The organism is Streptomyces sp. NPDC004435 (assembly GCF_042873895.1).
GTDB lineage: Bacteria > Actinomycetota > Actinomycetes > Streptomycetales > Streptomycetaceae > Streptomyces.
Map to the genome: position 1 here is coordinate 174731 of NZ_JBIAMB010000002.1, position 14461 is coordinate 189191.

Annotated in this window: 14 protein-coding genes; 6 read left to right on the forward strand and 8 right to left on the reverse strand. The window is 73.2% G+C overall.

Annotated elements, in window-relative coordinates; genetic code table 11:
* Positions 1 to 174: 174 nt before the first annotated feature.
* From ACFYT9_RS04000 to ACFYT9_RS04010, 3 genes are all read left to right on the forward strand, one after another.
* A complete protein-coding gene (locus ACFYT9_RS04000; RefSeq protein ID WP_389160799.1) occupies positions 175 to 1782 on the forward strand; it encodes a hypothetical protein in 1608 nt (535 codons plus the stop codon).
* A gap of 3 nt (positions 1783 to 1785) precedes the next feature.
* Positions 1786 to 2535 carry a hypothetical protein gene (locus ACFYT9_RS04005; RefSeq protein WP_387277480.1) on the forward strand — a complete coding sequence of 250 codons (750 nt, stop codon included), beginning with the start codon at positions 1786 to 1788 and terminating at the stop codon, positions 2533 to 2535.
* A gap of 62 nt (positions 2536 to 2597) precedes the next feature.
* Positions 2598 to 3083, forward strand: a complete 486-nt coding sequence (locus ACFYT9_RS04010) for an LURP-one-related/scramblase family protein (RefSeq protein WP_389160800.1) — start codon at positions 2598 to 2600, stop codon at positions 3081 to 3083.
* Between the two features lie 7 nt (positions 3084 to 3090).
* Here the strand turns inward: ACFYT9_RS04010 and ACFYT9_RS04015 are convergent, their stop codons facing one another.
* The gene (locus ACFYT9_RS04015; RefSeq protein WP_389160802.1) at positions 3091 to 4302 is read right to left on the reverse strand and encodes a trans-sulfuration enzyme family protein; all 1212 of its coding nucleotides are present in this window, start codon (positions 4300 to 4302) and stop codon (positions 3091 to 3093) included.
* Positions 4303 to 4553: 251 nt separating this feature from the next.
* On the opposite strand from ACFYT9_RS04015, the gene ACFYT9_RS04020 reads away from it, so the two are divergent.
* Positions 4554 to 5162, forward strand: a complete 609-nt coding sequence (locus ACFYT9_RS04020; RefSeq protein WP_389160804.1) for a hypothetical protein — start codon at positions 4554 to 4556, stop codon at positions 5160 to 5162.
* A 226-nt stretch (positions 5163 to 5388) separates the two neighbouring features.
* On the opposite strand, the gene ACFYT9_RS04025 is transcribed toward ACFYT9_RS04020, so the two are convergent.
* On the reverse strand, positions 5389 to 6192 hold the full coding sequence (locus ACFYT9_RS04025) for a carbon-nitrogen family hydrolase (protein WP_389160805.1): 804 nt from the start codon (positions 6190 to 6192) through the stop codon (positions 5389 to 5391).
* A 163-nt stretch (positions 6193 to 6355) separates the two neighbouring features.
* Here ACFYT9_RS04025 and ACFYT9_RS04030 point away from each other — a divergent pair, with 163 nt between their 5' ends.
* On the forward strand, positions 6356 to 7183 hold the full coding sequence (locus tag ACFYT9_RS04030; RefSeq protein WP_389160807.1) for a maleylpyruvate isomerase family mycothiol-dependent enzyme: 828 nt from the start codon (positions 6356 to 6358) through the stop codon (positions 7181 to 7183).
* Between the two features lie 30 nt (positions 7184 to 7213).
* Here ACFYT9_RS04030 and ACFYT9_RS04035 read toward each other — a convergent pair whose 3' ends face one another.
* The 6 genes from ACFYT9_RS04035 to pdhA all read right to left on the reverse strand — a co-directional run bounded on the left by ACFYT9_RS04035 (position 7214) and on the right by pdhA (position 13395).
* The gene (locus ACFYT9_RS04035; RefSeq protein ID WP_376596676.1) at positions 7214 to 8530 is read right to left on the reverse strand and encodes a nitrate/nitrite transporter; all 1317 of its coding nucleotides are present in this window, start codon (positions 8528 to 8530) and stop codon (positions 7214 to 7216) included.
* Positions 8527 to 9201 (reverse strand): GntR family transcriptional regulator, encoded by a 675-nt coding sequence (locus ACFYT9_RS04040; RefSeq protein WP_376596678.1) that lies wholly within the window; start codon positions 9199 to 9201, stop codon positions 8527 to 8529. The genes ACFYT9_RS04035 and ACFYT9_RS04040 overlap by 4 nt, the downstream gene beginning before the upstream one ends.
* A gap of 69 nt (positions 9202 to 9270) precedes the next feature.
* The gene (locus tag ACFYT9_RS04045; protein ID WP_376596679.1) at positions 9271 to 9738 is read right to left on the reverse strand and encodes a hypothetical protein; all 468 of its coding nucleotides are present in this window, start codon (positions 9736 to 9738) and stop codon (positions 9271 to 9273) included.
* Positions 9739 to 9813: 75 nt separating this feature from the next.
* Entirely contained in the window at positions 9814 to 11220 is a 1407-nt protein-coding gene (locus ACFYT9_RS04050) for a dihydrolipoamide acetyltransferase family protein (protein WP_389160809.1), read from the reverse strand.
* 10 nt (positions 11221 to 11230) lie between these two features.
* Entirely contained in the window at positions 11231 to 12211 is a 981-nt protein-coding gene (locus ACFYT9_RS04055) for an alpha-ketoacid dehydrogenase subunit beta (RefSeq protein ID WP_376596683.1), read from the reverse strand.
* A gap of 2 nt (positions 12212 to 12213) precedes the next feature.
* Positions 12214 to 13395 (reverse strand): pyruvate dehydrogenase (acetyl-transferring) E1 component subunit alpha, encoded by a 1182-nt coding sequence (pdhA, locus tag ACFYT9_RS04060; protein WP_389160811.1) that lies wholly within the window; start codon positions 13393 to 13395, stop codon positions 12214 to 12216.
* A 342-nt stretch (positions 13396 to 13737) separates the two neighbouring features.
* On the opposite strand from pdhA, the gene ACFYT9_RS04065 reads away from it, so the two are divergent.
* Positions 13738 to 14397, forward strand: coding sequence for a response regulator transcription factor (locus ACFYT9_RS04065; RefSeq protein WP_351844912.1), 660 nt, complete (start codon positions 13738 to 13740; stop codon positions 14395 to 14397).
* Positions 14398 to 14461 lie beyond the last annotated feature (64 nt).

Genomic DNA, 14461 nt, shown 5'->3' on the forward strand with positions numbered 1-14461 from the left:
AGCTTGCCACCCGTCCATGACAGGCACATGAAGGGGCCGTCGCGGGCGTACGGGTGGATCGGTGGGGCCGGGTGGGGGGTGCGGGCGTGTCCTGGGGTGGGTGGGGGGTGGGGAGGGCGGTGGCATGGGCGCATGACGTGTGCGGGCAGATCATCGGACTACTCCCGCTTCCGGGTGAGGCGGGCTGTTCGGGTCGGGGCCGGGATCCTCGTCGGGGTCCTCGCCCTGCCCGGCCTCGTGCTGGCCGCTGAGGGCGGCGCGTGGGCCGGCGGGACCGGCGACAAGGCGCTGCGGATGAGCGTCACCGTCAACGGGCGCGGGTACGGCGCGGACGGGCCGACGCCGGTGCGGGCCGGGCGCGACGTCGTGAAGCGGTACTGGCTGGTGAACGGCGGCGGGGCCGATCTGTACGGGGTGCGGGTGCGCGATCCCGGGATCCCGGCGGGTGCCGTCGTACGCTGCCCGCGCCGGACCCTCGTCGGGCTCACCTCCATGGAGTGCGTCGCCCGCTTCCGCGCCCTCCCCGGAACCCGTACCGCCACCGTCCGCGCCGACGGGGAGATCCCCTCGCTCGGACTCGCCGTCGCCGCGACCGCCCGCTCCGGGTACGCCGGCGTCACCGGGGCCCTCGTCCTCACCGAGCGGGTGAGCCTCGCCGCGCCGCGAGCCGGGACGGGCGCCGGGCGGACCGGACGGACGGCTCCCGGGCGCGCCGTCACGGCCGAGGCCACCCTCGCGTACACCGTCACCAACAGGGGGAACCGGACCCTGCGCGACGTGCGCGTCAGCGACCCCGCGCTCCGGCTCTCCGGCGACCTGGTCGACTGCGGCGGGCGTCCCGGCCTGGTCCCGGTGCTCGCGCCGGGCGCGTCCGCGCGCTGCACCGCGGCCGTGCGACGCCCGTCCGGGACCCACCGCAGCACCGGGCTCGCCACCGGGACCGACCGCGTCGGGACCTATGCCACGGACGGGCGGCTCGTCCGCGCTCCCCTGCTCACGGCACGCGCGAGGGCCTCGTTCACCGTGCCGGCGCCGGCGCCGGCGGTGGAGGTGGAGGTGGAGGTGGAGGTGGAGCCGGAGGCGGCTCAGGGCGGTGCGGGAGGGAGCGGGGGTGCGCTCCCTGGGGTTCCTCGGCCGGCTCCTGGTGCGCCGGGAGCAGGCGGGGGGACGGGAGCAGGCGGGGGAACGGGGCCCGTGGGCGCGCCTGGAGCTGCCGGAGTGCCTGCCGCCGCCGCGGCACCCGGGGCCCCCGCGGCTCCCGGGGGCACCGCTGGTGTGGCGGCGGCCGTTCCTCCTGCCGCGGGTGTGCTGCCCGTCGGGCCTCCCGCTCCGGATCCCCTGCCGGCTCCCGGGGCCGCGGGCCCCGGTGCGGGAGCGGCAGCGGGAGCCGGCGCGGGAGCCGGGGGCGGTGCCGGTGCGGGTGGGGCCGAGGCGGCCGGCGCGGGCGGGGCCATGGCGGGTGCGGGCGCGGGAGCCGGGGCGGGTGCCGGGGCGGTCGGTGGGGTGGCCGGTGAGGGGCGGGTGGAACCGCCGCCCGCCGTGCGGGAGGCCGCGGGGGCGCGGGAGGCGGCGCGGGCGAGGGGGACGGGGGAGGCGCCGGTGGGTGGGCGTACGTCGTCCGAGGAGGCGCTCCGGGCGGCCTCGGTCGACGACGAGGGCTTCCTCGGGCGGTTGCGGCGCCGGGGGCGGGAGGCGGACGAGATGGGGGTCGTCGTGATGCTGCTGCTGATCCTGGTGCCCGCGGCCCTCGCCGCCGCGCTCCTCGGGAACCGGAGGAACTGACCCGTGGCCCTGCTCGAAACGCTCGTCGTCGTGCTCGGGGTCGCGCTGCTCGGCGCGCTCGCCGTCGTGGTCAAGACGCGGCTCTTCCCCATCCCCGAGAGCGAGGAGCCGCGCGAGGACGTCGCCGAGTACATCGCGATGATGGTCTCGGTGCTCTACGCGATCGTCCTCGGCCTCTGCCTGGTCTCGGTCTGGGACACCCGCTCCGAGGCCTCCGACCACGTGCAGGCGGAGGCGAGCGCCCTGCACCAGACGTATCTGCTCGCGGACGCCCTACCCGACGACCGGGGCGAACCGCTGCGGGTGGCGGCCCGGACGTACGCCGACCACGTCGTGGAGGTGGAGTGGCCGATGATGGCGGCCCGGCAGCCGCTCGAACCCGAGGGCTGGCAGCTGCTCGAACGACTCCGGGAGGCGGGCGAGGTCGGGGACTCCGCGACCGTCTCGCAGCAGATCGCCGCGCAGGAGGTGCTCGCCCAGCTCGGGTACGTGGACGACGCCCGGCGCAGCCGGGAGGCGGCCGCGCAGGAGCGGCTGTCGCCGGTGCTGTGGGCGGGGTTGATCATCGGCGGCGTCCTCACGCTCGCCTTCATGTTCATCTTCGGGATCCACCACACCCGCACCCATGTGGTGATGGTGATGGGTCTCGCCGGTTTCATCGCCTTCACCGCGCTGCTGGTCCATCAGCTCGACGAGCCCTTCGGGGAGGTGCTGGGCACCACCCCGGACGCCTTCGTCCGCTACTTCGGATGAAGGCCCTCGTCTCACACCGGCGCGCTGTTTCACGTGAAACATCAAAGGGGGAGACATTCCCCATGAAATACCTCGTACGGGACAAGATCTTCGCGATCGGCGACGACTACTGGATCGAGGACGAGAACGGCCGGCACGCCTTTCTCGTCGACGGCAAGGCGCTGCGGCTGCGCGACACGCTGGAGCTGAAGGACCGCGACGGGCGCGTGCTCGTCACGCTGCGGGAGAAGTTCTTCAGCCTGCGGGACGCGATGACGATCGAGCGGGACGAGCAGCCGCTGGCGACCGTGCGCCGCAAGCGCCTGTCGCTGTTGCGCAACCACTACCGGGTGACGCTCGTCGACGGCACCGAACTGGACGTCAGCGGACGGATCCTGGACCGGGAGTTCGCCGTCGAGTACGACGGCGAACTCCTCGCCCACATCTCCCGCCGCTGGCTGCGCGTCCGCGACACCTACGGCGTGGACGTGGTCCGCGAGGACGCGGACGCGGCGCTGCTGATCGCGGTCGCGGTGTGCGTGATCCGGATGGCCGAGCGGGGGGACTGACCCCGGCTCACAGCGCCTTCGACAGGGCCTGGTCCAGGTCGGTCCACAGGTCCTCGACGTGTTCGATGCCGACCGAGAGGCGGACCGTGCCGGGGCCGATGCCGGCCGCTTCCAGGGCGGCGGCGTCGAGCTGGCGGTGCGAGGTGGAGGCCGGGTGCATGACCAGGGTCTTCACGTCGCCGAGGGAGACCGAGAGGGAGGCCAGCCGGACCGCCTCGACGAAGGCGCGGCCGGCTTCCCGGCCGCCGGCGAGGTCCAGCGAGACCACCCCGCCGGCGCCGTTCGGCAGCAGCCGCTCGGCGATGGCCCGGTCCGGGTGGCCGGCCAGGCCCGGGTAGCGCACGGCGGCGACCGCCGGATGCTCCGCGAGCCGGGCGGCGAGTTCGGCGGCGGAGGCGCACTGCCGCTCCATCCGCAGCGACAGCGTCTGCATGCCGCGCAGCGTCAGCCAGGCGGCGAACGGGTCGGTGGAGGCGCCGAGCTCGACGGCGAAGTGACGCAACCGGCGGAGGAGTTCGGGGTCGGCGACGGCGAGGATGCCGCCGAGGACGTCCGCGTGCCCGGCGATGTACTTGGTGGCCGAGTGGACGACGAGGTCGGCGCCGAGCGAGAGCGGGCGGCAGAGCAGCGGGGAGGCGAAGGTGTTGTCGACGGCGACCGGGACGCCGGCCTCGCGGGCGACGGCGGCGAGGGCCGGGATGTCGGAGACGCGGGTGGTGGGGTTGGCGATGGTCTCCAGGTAGAGGAGGCGGGTGGTGGGCCGCAGGGCCGCGGCGACCTCCTCCGGGTTGGTGCCGGAGACGTAGCTGACCTCGACGCCCCAGCGGTCCGCGAGGTCGGTGAGCATCGCGTACGTACCGCCGTACAGGCACCGCTGGGCGATGACGTGTCCGCCGCTGGAGAGCAGCCCGAGCAGGAGCGTGTTGATGGCGCCCATCCCGGAGGCGAAGGAGAGCGCGCCGGCGGCGCCCTCCAGACGGGCCACCGCGTCCTCCAGCGTACGGACGGTGGGGTTGCCCATGCGGCTGTAGAGGAAGGAGTCGCCGGAGTGCATGGACTCGGCGAGGGCGTCGGCCGACTCGAAGGTGAAGACGTGGCCCTGGTGGAGGGGGACGCCGAGCGGCACGCTGCCGGTGACCTCGACCCGGGGCGGGTGGACGGCCAGGGTCTCGGCGCGGAGGTCGTCGGGTGTGGCGGAATGATCGCGGTCGCTGCTCATGGGGCCAGTCTCCGGACGGTGTTGCTCCTCTCCCAGGGCCAATCCCGGGTAAGTGGTTCGAAGTTCGCCGGGCCCTCGCCCGAAGGGTCGCGGAGCCGTCGGGCGAGGGATCGCAGGGCCGTCGGGCGGAGGTCTCAGGGTTTCTGGCCGGGTGCCCGAAGGGTCGCGGAGCCGTCGGGCGGGGCCCCGGCGACCGCCCGTGCGAGGGTCGTGCGAGGGTCGGGGAGAAGCGAATTCGCGGGAGGAGCCCGATGCACACCACCGTCACCCCCTTCACGCTGCACCCGTGGCGGGAAGGGAAGGGGTACGAGCGGCGGGCCGGCTGGCGCGGCGCGTCGGCCGAGTTCGGCGAGGTCACGGTGGAGGCGCCGCTGCGCCAGACCGTGCCGGAGGTGATCGTCTCGGAGCTGCGGGGCGGGCTGCTGCCGGGAGCCTCGTACGAGACGCGGGGCATCCACACGGACGTGATCCGGCTGCCGACGCTGAACCGGGCGACGCTCCGGCTCGGTGACGCGCTGGTCCGTGTGGAGCGCAACCGGCTGGGCTTCACGGCCCGGCAGCGCGGGCTCCGGCTTCGGTACGGCGGCGACGACTACCGCCTGTGGGCGGAGAACCGGCGCTCCTGGACGCTGGCCCGGGCGGCCGACGCCGAGGACCCGGGCGTCCGCGTGCGGGTGCGCGGCGCGGGGCTGCCCGGCGGGCGCCGGCTGGAGGTCACGGTCACGGGCCGGGCGATCGCGGCCGACCTGTCGCTGGCGCTGATCTTCGCGGGCGTGGACCGCGCGGCGCTCACCCGCGGCGGGGCGGTCCGGGCGGCCCTGTCCCGGGGCACGGGGTTCTGGGCGGAGACGCAGCACTGAGGCGAGGCCGGGAAGCCGGTCGCTGCGCCCCGCCCGATGAGGCCGGGGCGCCCGTCGCGACGCCCGCGCTCGACGAGGAGTCCACGGGGGCCCCGCGCGGGTACAGCAAGCGGGTGCGGCGCGCGAGGACGTCCTTACTCGTCGCCTCGGCGGTGATCGAGCGCCTCGGGCGGCGGCCCGAAGGGCCCGCGGAGGGCGGCGGGGCCGCCCCGGGCGGGCGCTCCGGTCAGGCTCGTGTCCGGCGCGGCGCGGCGACGCCGAGGACACGGTCCTTGAGGGCCGGGAACTCCTCGCGGATCGCGGCGGGCTTCGCGGGGTCCAGGACGGCGCGGATGACCTCCTCGCCGGGGCCCGCCTCCGCGAGGATCTCGCCCCACGGGTCGACGATCAGCGAGTGGCCGGCCTGTTCGACACCGGCGTGGGTGCCCGCCGTACCGCAGGCGAGGACGTACGCCTGGTTCTCCACGGCCCGCGCCCGGGCGAGGAGACGCCAGTGGGCGCGACGGCGGGCGGGCCAGCCCGCGGGGACGACGAACGCCTCGGCGCCGGCGTCGACGAGGCCGCGGAAGAGCTCGGGGAAGCGGAGGTCGTAGCAGGTGCCGACGCCTACGGTGAGGTGCGGCAGGTCGAAGGTGACCAGGTCCTCGCCCGCGGCCATGAGGACGGCCTCGCCCTTGTCGAAGCCGAAGCGGTGGATCTTGCGGTAGGAGGCGGTGAGCTCGCCGTCGGGGGAGAAGACGAGCGAGGTGTTGTAGAGGGCTCCGCCGGCGGCCTCGACGAAGGAGCCGGCGTGCAGCCAGACCTCGGCGTCCCTGGCGGCGTCGGCCATCGCCCGGTAGGTGGGGCCGTGGAGGGGCTCGGACTCGGGGCCGAAGAGGTCGGCGGCGAAGGCGCCCACGGGCCACAGTTCGGGGAGGACGACGAGGTCCGCGGCCCCGCTCTCCTCCCGTACGAGGCGGGCCGCGCGGGCCCGCCGGTCGGCGACCGGTTCGTCCGGGTCTACCGCGATCTGGATCAGCGAGGCGCGCACACTACCACCGTCCTGGCGTTGAAGCCGTCAACACCGGCCTACGATCGTCACACGAAAGCACTGCCGGGGTGCTCCCGGGGAGCGTAACTTAGCGTCCGAGCCTCCCATTCCACTGTCGCCCAGTCGTGTTTTCAGCCCGCACCGAAGAACGTCGAGGGGTCCCGTGACCGTCCATCCCAGCCTCCAGAACTACGCAGACGCCTGGACCCATTCCATCGAAGCGATAGCCGAGCTGGTGCAGCCGCTCGTGGAGGGCGAGTGGAACCGGGCGACCCCGTGCCCCGGCTGGTCGGTGCGCGACATCGTGTCCCATGTGATCGGCATGGAGACGGAGATGCTCGGCGATCCGCGGCCGATCCACTCGCTCCCCCGCGACCTGTACCACGTGCGCAGTGACTTCGCCCGCTACATGGAGGTGCAGGTCGACGTCCGGCGGCACCACACGGCGCCGGAGATGACCTCGGAGCTGGAGTACATCCTGATCCGCCGGGCCCGGCAGCTCCGCAACGAGAACCGCTCGCCCGAGCACGTCATCAGGGCGCCGCTGGGCGCGGAGCAGACCCTGGAGCGGGGCTACCGGCTGCGGGCCTTCGACACGTGGGTGCACGAGCAGGACCTGCGGGCCGCGCTCGGGGTGCCGGGCAACCTGGACTCGCCGGGCGCGATCGTGGCGCGGGACCTGCTTCTGGAGGCGCTGCCGAAGGTGATCGCGAAGGACGCGGGCGCGCCGGCGAGCTCGGCGGTCGTGGTGGACGTGACGGGGCCGGTGGAGTTCCTGCGGACGGTGCGGGTGGACGCGGAGGGGCGGGGCAGCATCGACGGGGCACCGTCGCTGGGTCCGGCGGTGACGCTGGCGACGGACTGGGAGACGTACGTCCGGCTGGCCTGCGGCCGGGTCCGGCCGGCCGAGGTGGCCGACCGGATCAAGACCGAGGGCGACGCGGATCTGGCCGCCGCGATCCTCGACCACTTCGCGGTCACGCCGAACTAGCGGCGCGAGCCGCCCGGCCCCGCGGGGTTCCTAGACCGGCACGTGGACGGCCTCCACGCGGCTGGCGACGAGCCGTTCGCGCTCGCGCCGGTGGGTGCGGGACTTCAGGCGGAGGATCTGGGCGACGCCGAGGGCTTCGAGGACGAAGACCGAGGAGAAGGCGATCCGGTAGTTGTCGCCGGTCGCGTCGAGCAGCACGCCGATGGCGAGCAGCGTCGTCATGGAGGCGACGAAACCACCCATGTTGACGATGCCGGAGGCGGTGCCCTGACGCTCCGGCGGGTTGGCCGGGCGGGCGAAGTCGAAGCCGATCATGGAGGCCGGTCCGCAGGCGCCGAGGACCACGCAGAGGGTGACGAGCAGCCACATCGGCGCGTGGTCGCCGGGGTACGCGATCGTCGCGGCCCACAGCAGGGCGGTGGCGGCGACCGTGCCGAGGGCGAGCGGGGCGCGGGCGCCGCCGTGCCGGGCGATGATCTGCCCGTAGGCGAGGCCGACGGCCATGTTGGAGAGCACGACGAGGGTCAGGAGTTCGCCCGCGGTGCCGCGGGACAGGCCCTGCGCCTCGACGAGGAACGGCAGTCCCCACAGCAGCAGGAAGACCATGGCGGGGAACTGGGTGGTGAAGTGCACCCAGAGGCCGAGGCGGGTGCCGGGCTCGCGCCAGGAGGCGGCGATCTGCCGGCGGACGTAGGCGGCGCCGGCGTGCCGGACCGGGGTGGGCTCGAACCCCTCGGGGTGGTCCTTGAGGAAGAGCAGCAGCAGGACCAGGACGAGGACGCCGGCGAGGGAGCTGCCGACGAAGGTGGTGGTCCAGCCGAGGCCGTGCAGGGCGCGGGAGAGGACGACGGTCGAGATCAGGTTGCCGGCCATGCCGATGAGGCCGGCGAGCTGGGCGATGAGCGGGCCGCGGCGGGCCGGGAACCAGCGGCCGCCGAGCCGGAGGACGCTGATGAAGGTCATGGCGTCGCCGCAGCCGAGCAGGGCGCGCGAGGCCAGCGCCATGGGGTACGTGGGGGAGAGCGCGAAGCCCAGCTGGCCCAGGGTGAAGAGGACGACGCCGAGGGCGAGGACCTTCTTGGTGCCGAGCCGGTCGACCATGAGGCCGACGGGTATCTGCATGCCGGCGTAGACCAGCAGCTGGAGTATGGAGAAGGTGGAGAGCGCGGAGGCGCCCACGTGGAAGCGGTCGGCGGCGTCGAGTCCGGCGACGCCGAGCGAGGTGCGGAAGATGACGGCGACGAAGTAGACGGCGACGCCGACGCCCCAGACGAGGGCGGCGCGGCGGCCTCCGGGCGGGTCGCCGGGGAGGGTGACGGCGGAGCCGTAGCCGTTGCGGCCGCTCACCTGCCCTCACCCCGGACCAGGACGCCGACGCGGCCGAGGTGGCGGCGGACGGCGGCGGCGGCGCTCTCCGCGTCCCCGGCCCTGAGGTGGTCGAGGATCTCGGCGTGCTCGGTGATGTTCTGGGCGACCCGGTCGGGGTGGGCCTGCATCACGGCGACGCCCATGCGGAGCTGGCGGTCGCGGAGCTGGTCGTAGAGGCGGGCGAGGATCTGGTTCCCGGCGTGCTTGACGATCTCGGCGTGGAAGCAGCGGTCGGTGACGGCGACGTCCGCGAGGTCGCCGGCGCCGGCCTGCCGCTGCTGCTCCGCCAGGAGTTCTTCGAGGCGGGTGAGGAGCGCGGGCGGGGCGGGGACGGCCTTGCGGACGGCGAACTCCTCGACGAGGAGGCGGGTCTCGACGACGTCGGCGATCTCCTGGGCGGAGACGGCGAGGACGAGGGCGCCCTTCTTGGGGTAGAGCTTCAGCAGCCCTTCCATCTCCAGCTTGAGCAGCGCCTCGCGGACGGGGGTGCGGGAGACGCCGACGGCCTGGGCCAGCTCCCCCTCGGTGAGCAGGGTGCCGCCTTCGTAACGGCGGTCGAGGACCGCGCGCTTGACGTGGCTGTAGACGCGTTCGGCGGCGGGTGGCTGCTTGGCGGGCTGCTCGGTGGAGGGGGGAGCGGCTGATGGCATGCGCACAGCATAGATACAACTGGGATGCGTCTGACAGCCGCGTCCAGATCTTGGACTCCTTACCGGGGCCTACCGGCGAAAGTCGTAGTAGTCGGTGCCGCCGACGAGGACGGAGGTGAAGTGGACGGGCAGGCCGTCCGGCCGGCGCGGGACCTCCTGCGAGGTGCGGCGGGTGAAGCCGAGGGAGAGGCCGGGGACGAAGGGGTCCTCGGTGTCGCCGTCGTGGACGGGGAGCCCGTCGAGGAGTTCGTCGGCGGGGGTGGTGAAGACGTCCCGCCCGTCGAGGAGGACCCGGGTGGTGCTCGTCCGTCCCTCCCCCGGCCACCAGAACTCGACGGCGGTGACCCGGTCGTCCTCCTCCAGGTGGACGTCGACGGCGATGCCGGCGCAGGAGGCGGAGAGGGTGTCGGGTCGGCGCCCCGGCCTGTGGCGGGTCCGGGGATCGCCCCACGGCGCGACGGCGGCCAGCGCTTCTTCGAAGGTCATGCCGAGGCGTACGGGCCCGGCGGCGGTGGGTGGTTCGAGATGCAGGTCCATGGGGGAAAGCAGAACATCCGGCGGTGGCGCGGGGCCACCACCGGATGTTTCACGTGAAACACGCCAACCGGACGACTACGACCAGGTGATGAGCCGCTTCGGCTGCTCCAAGACCACGGCCACGTCGGCCAGGAACTTGGAGCCCAGCTCGCCGTCGACCAGGCGGTGGTCGAAGGAGAGGGCCAGCGTCGTGACCTGGCGCGGCTTCACCTTGCCCTTGTGGACCCAGGGCTGGAGCTTGATCGCGCCGACCGCGAGGATCGCGGACTCGCCCGGGTTGAGGATGGGCGTACCGGTGTCGACGCCGAAGACGCCGACGTTGGTGATGGTGAAGGTGCCGCCCTGCATCGCCGCCGGGGTCGTCTTCCCCTCGCGGGCGGTGGCGACCAGCTCGCTCAGGGAGCGGGAGAGCTCCGGCAGGGTCTGGGCGTGCGCGTCCTTGATGTTCGGCACGATCAGACCACGCGGGGTGGCCGCGGCGATGCCCAGGTTCACGTAGTGCTTGAGGACGATCTCCTGTGCCGCCTCGTCCCAGGCCGCGTTGATCTCCGGGTTGCGCTTGACCGCGACCAGGACCGCCTTGGCGATGAGCAGGAGCGGGTTGACCCGCAGGCCCGCCATGTCCTTGTCGGACTTGAGCTCCTCGACCAGCTTCATCGTGCGCGTGATGTCGAAGGTCACGAACTCGGTGACGTGCGGGGCGGTGAAGGCCGAGCCGACCATCGCCGCCGCCGTGGCCTTGCGGACGCCCTTGATCGGTACGCGGGTCTCCCGCGCGTCGCCGGCGCCCACGGCGGCCGGCGCCTGGACCGGGACGGCCGGGGCGGCGACGGCCGGGGCGGGGGCCGCCTCGACCGCGGGCGTCGGAGCCGGCGCCGGGGCGACGGCCGGGGCCGCGGCGCGGTGGACGTCCTCGCGGGTGATGATCCCGTCCGGGCCGGTCGCGACGACCGCGGCCAGGTCCACGCCGAGGTCCTTGGCGAGCTTGCGCACCGGCGGCTTGGCCAGCGGCCTGGGCGCGCCGGTCACGGTGCCGTGGCCGTTCAGCTGCTCGGGAACCACGGCGGCGGGGGCGGGCGCGGTCCTGCGGGCCCGCCGCTTGGTGGAGCTCGCGGCCACGCCGTAGCCGACGAGGACCGGCTGGCGGCCCTGCGGCTCCTCGGCCTCCGCCTCCGCCTCCGGCGCGGGGGCCGGGGCCGCGGCGGGAGCGGCCGGGGCGGGAGCCTCGGCGGGGGCGTCGCCGCCGACGTTCACCGAGATGATGACCTGGCCGACGTCGACCGTGGTGCCCTCGGGGAAGACCAGCTCGTGGACGGTGCCGTCGAAGGGGATCGGCAGCTCCACGGCGGCCTTGGCCGTCTCCACCTCGCAGACGACCTGCCCGTCGGTGACGGTGTCACCGGGCTGGACGTACCACTTGAGGATCTCGGCCTCGGTCAGGCCCTCGCCCACGTCGGGCATCTTGAATTCGCGGATCGTCATCGTGCTCTCCTCAGTACGCCAGCGAGCGGTCGACGGCGTCGAGCACGCGGTCCAGACCCGGCAGGTACTCCTCCTCCAGGCGCGCCGGCGGGTACGGCGCGTGGTAGCCGCCGACCCGCAGGACGGGGGCCTCCAGGTGGTAGAAGCAGCGCTCGGTGATCCGGGCGGCGATCTCCGCGCCGGAGCCGAAGAACACCGGTGCCTCGTGGACGACGACCAGCCGGCGGGTCTTCTCGACCGAGGTCTGGATGGTGTCGAAGTCGAGCGGGGAGATCGAGCGCAGGTCCACGACCTCGATCGACCGGCCCTCCTCGGCGGCGGCCGCGGCCGCCTCCAGGCAGGTCTTCACCATGGGGCCGTACGCGACGAGCGTGAGGTCGGATCCCTCGCGGGCGACCCGGGCCCTGTGGAGCTCGCCCGGGATGGCCTCGGTGTCGAGCTCGCCCTTGTCCCAGTAGCGGCGCTTGGGCTCGAAGAAGATGACCGGGTCGTCGCTCTGGATGGCCTGCTGGAGCATCCAGTAGGCGTCGGAGGAGTTCGCCGGGGTGACGACCTTGAGGCCCGCGACGTGCGCGAAGAGCGACTCGGGGGACTCGGAGTGGTGCTCGACGGCGCCGATGCCGCCGCCGTACGGGATGCGGATGACGACCGGCATCTTCACGGTGCCGAGCGAGCGGGCCCGCATCTTCGCCAGCTGGGTGACGATCTGGTCGTAGGCCGGGAAGACGAAGCCGTCGAACTGGATCTCCACGACGGGGCGGTAGCCGCGCAGCGCGAGGCCGATCGCGGTGCCGACGATGCCGGACTCGGCGAGCGGGGTGTCGACCACCCGGTCCTCGCCGAAGTCCTTCTGGAGACCGTCGGTGATGCGGAAGACGCCGCCGAGCTTGCCGACGTCCAGGCCCATGACGACGACCTTGGGGTCGGTCTCCAGGGCCTTGCGGAGCGACTCGTTGAGCGCCTTCGCGAGGGGAAGCTTCTGAACAGCCATGATTACTCGGCCTCTCCGTTCGCGAAGGACGCCTGGTAGGCGGCGAACTGCGCGCGCTCCTCGTCGACGAGCGTGTGCCCGTCCGCGTACGTGTGGTCGAACATCGCCATGTGGTCCGGGACCGGCATGGCGCGGACGACCTCGCGGACGCTCTTGCCGAGGGTCTCGCTCTCGGCCTCCAGCTGCTCGAAGAAGGCCGCGTCGGCGTGGCCCTCGTTCTCCAGGTACGCCCTCAGGCGGAGGATCGGGTCCTTGGCCTCCCACGCCTCGCGCTCCGCGTCGCGGCGGTAGCGGGTCGGGTCGTCGGAGGTGGTGTGGGCGGCCATCCGGTAGGTGAACGCCTCGATCAGGGTCGGGCCCTCGCCGCGGCGGGCGCGCTCCAGTGCCGAGCGCGTGACGGCCAGGCACGCGAGGACGTCGTTGCCGTCGACGCGGACGCCGGGGAAGCCGAAGCCGCGGGCGCGCTGGTAGAGCGGGACGCGGGTCTGCTTCTCGATGGGCTCGGAGATGGCCCACTGGTTGTTCTGGCAGAAGAAGACGACCGGGGCGTTGTAGACCGCGGAGAAGACGAACGACTCGTTGACGTCGCCCTGGCTGGAGGCGCCGTCGCCGAAGTAGGCGAGCACGGCGGAGTCCGCGCCGTCCTTGGCGATGCCCATGGCGTAGCCGGTGGCGTGCAGGGTCTGCGAGCCGAGGACGATCGTGTAGAGGTGGAAGTTGTTGCTGCTGGGGTCCCAGCCGCCGTTGTTCACACCGCGGAACATGCCGAGCAGGTTGGTGGGGTCGACGCCGCGGCACCAGGCCACGCCGTGCTCCCGGTAGGTCGGGAAGACGTAGTCGTCGTCGCGCAGGGCCCGGCCGGAGCCGATCTGGGCGGCCTCCTGGCCGAGGAGCGAGGCCCACAGGCCCAGCTCGCCCTGGCGCTGGAGGGCGGTCGCCTCGGCGTCGAAACGACGCGTCAGAACCATGTCGCGGTAGAGCCCGCGCAGTTCCTCGGCGCTCAGTTCGATGTCGTAGTCGGGGTGGTGGACGCGCTCGCCCTCGGGCGTCAGCAGCTGAACGAGCTCGGGCTCCCCGGCCTGGGGCTGGTCGGCCTTCTTGGCGCCGGCGCTGGCGCCGGTGGCGCGCTTGGCGCCGCTGCTGCGTCGCGTCGTCTTGCGCGCGGCAGTGCTCTCCACGGTCACGTGCGTGCTCCTCCGTCGGTCCGGCCCCCGGGTTCGCCGGTGGGCCAGTGCGGCTCTCCGCCTTATCCGTACCCTGCGCACGGGGTGGGTGCGACGCGGCCGGGGTCGGGCGTGACAGTTGTCCCGGCGAGCGCCGTCATGAGGCACGTTACCCATAGCGCGGCATTCCTGCGAAACCCCACTTGACCTGCAATTTTGCTTGGATTTCCAAGTAAATCGAGAAAAGCGGAAAGTCGCCCAGGTCAGCGCACCGAGCAGCGGCCCGACATCCTCGTCGGAACATCCGGCACCGTAACCCGCACACCCCGGGCACCGGAAGAGCCAATATGTGAGACTGGCTGCGTGCGCGAAGAAGGAAAAATCCGGGTATTTCTGCTGGATGACCATGAAGTCGTCCGGCGCGGCGTCCACGAGCTGCTCTCCGTGGAGGACGACATCGAGGTGGTCGGCGAGGCCGGAACCGCGGCAGACGCCCTGGTCAGGATCCCCGCGACCCGCCCCGACGTGGCGGTGCTCGACGTCCGGCTGCCCGACGGCAGCGGGGTCGAGGTCTGTCGCGAGGTCCGCTCCCAGGACGAGTCGATCAAGTGCCTGATGCTCACCTCGTACGCGGACGACGAGGCGCTTTTCGACGCGATCATGGCTGGGGCCTCGGGATACGTCCTCAAGGCCATCCGGGGCAATGAGCTGCTGAACGCGGTCCGGGACGTGGCGGCCGGCAAGTCGCTGCTCGACCCGGTGGCGACGGCACGCGTCCTGGAGCGGCTGCGGGACGGCAACAATCCGAAGGGCGACGACAAGCTCGCCCACCTCACCGAGCAGGAGCGCAAGATCCTCGATCTCATCGGCGAGGGTCTGACCAACCGGGCCATCGGCGAGCGCCTCCACCTCGCGGAGAAGACCATCAAGAACTACGTCTCCAGCCTGCTGTCGAAGCTGGGCATGGAGCGCCGCTCGCAGGCCGCCGCGTACGTGGCGCGGATGCAGGCCGAGCGTCACTGAGCCACCGCCCGCCCCACCGGGCCCGCGCTCTCCCCGACGGTCTCACCCGGAGGGAGCAGTCCGG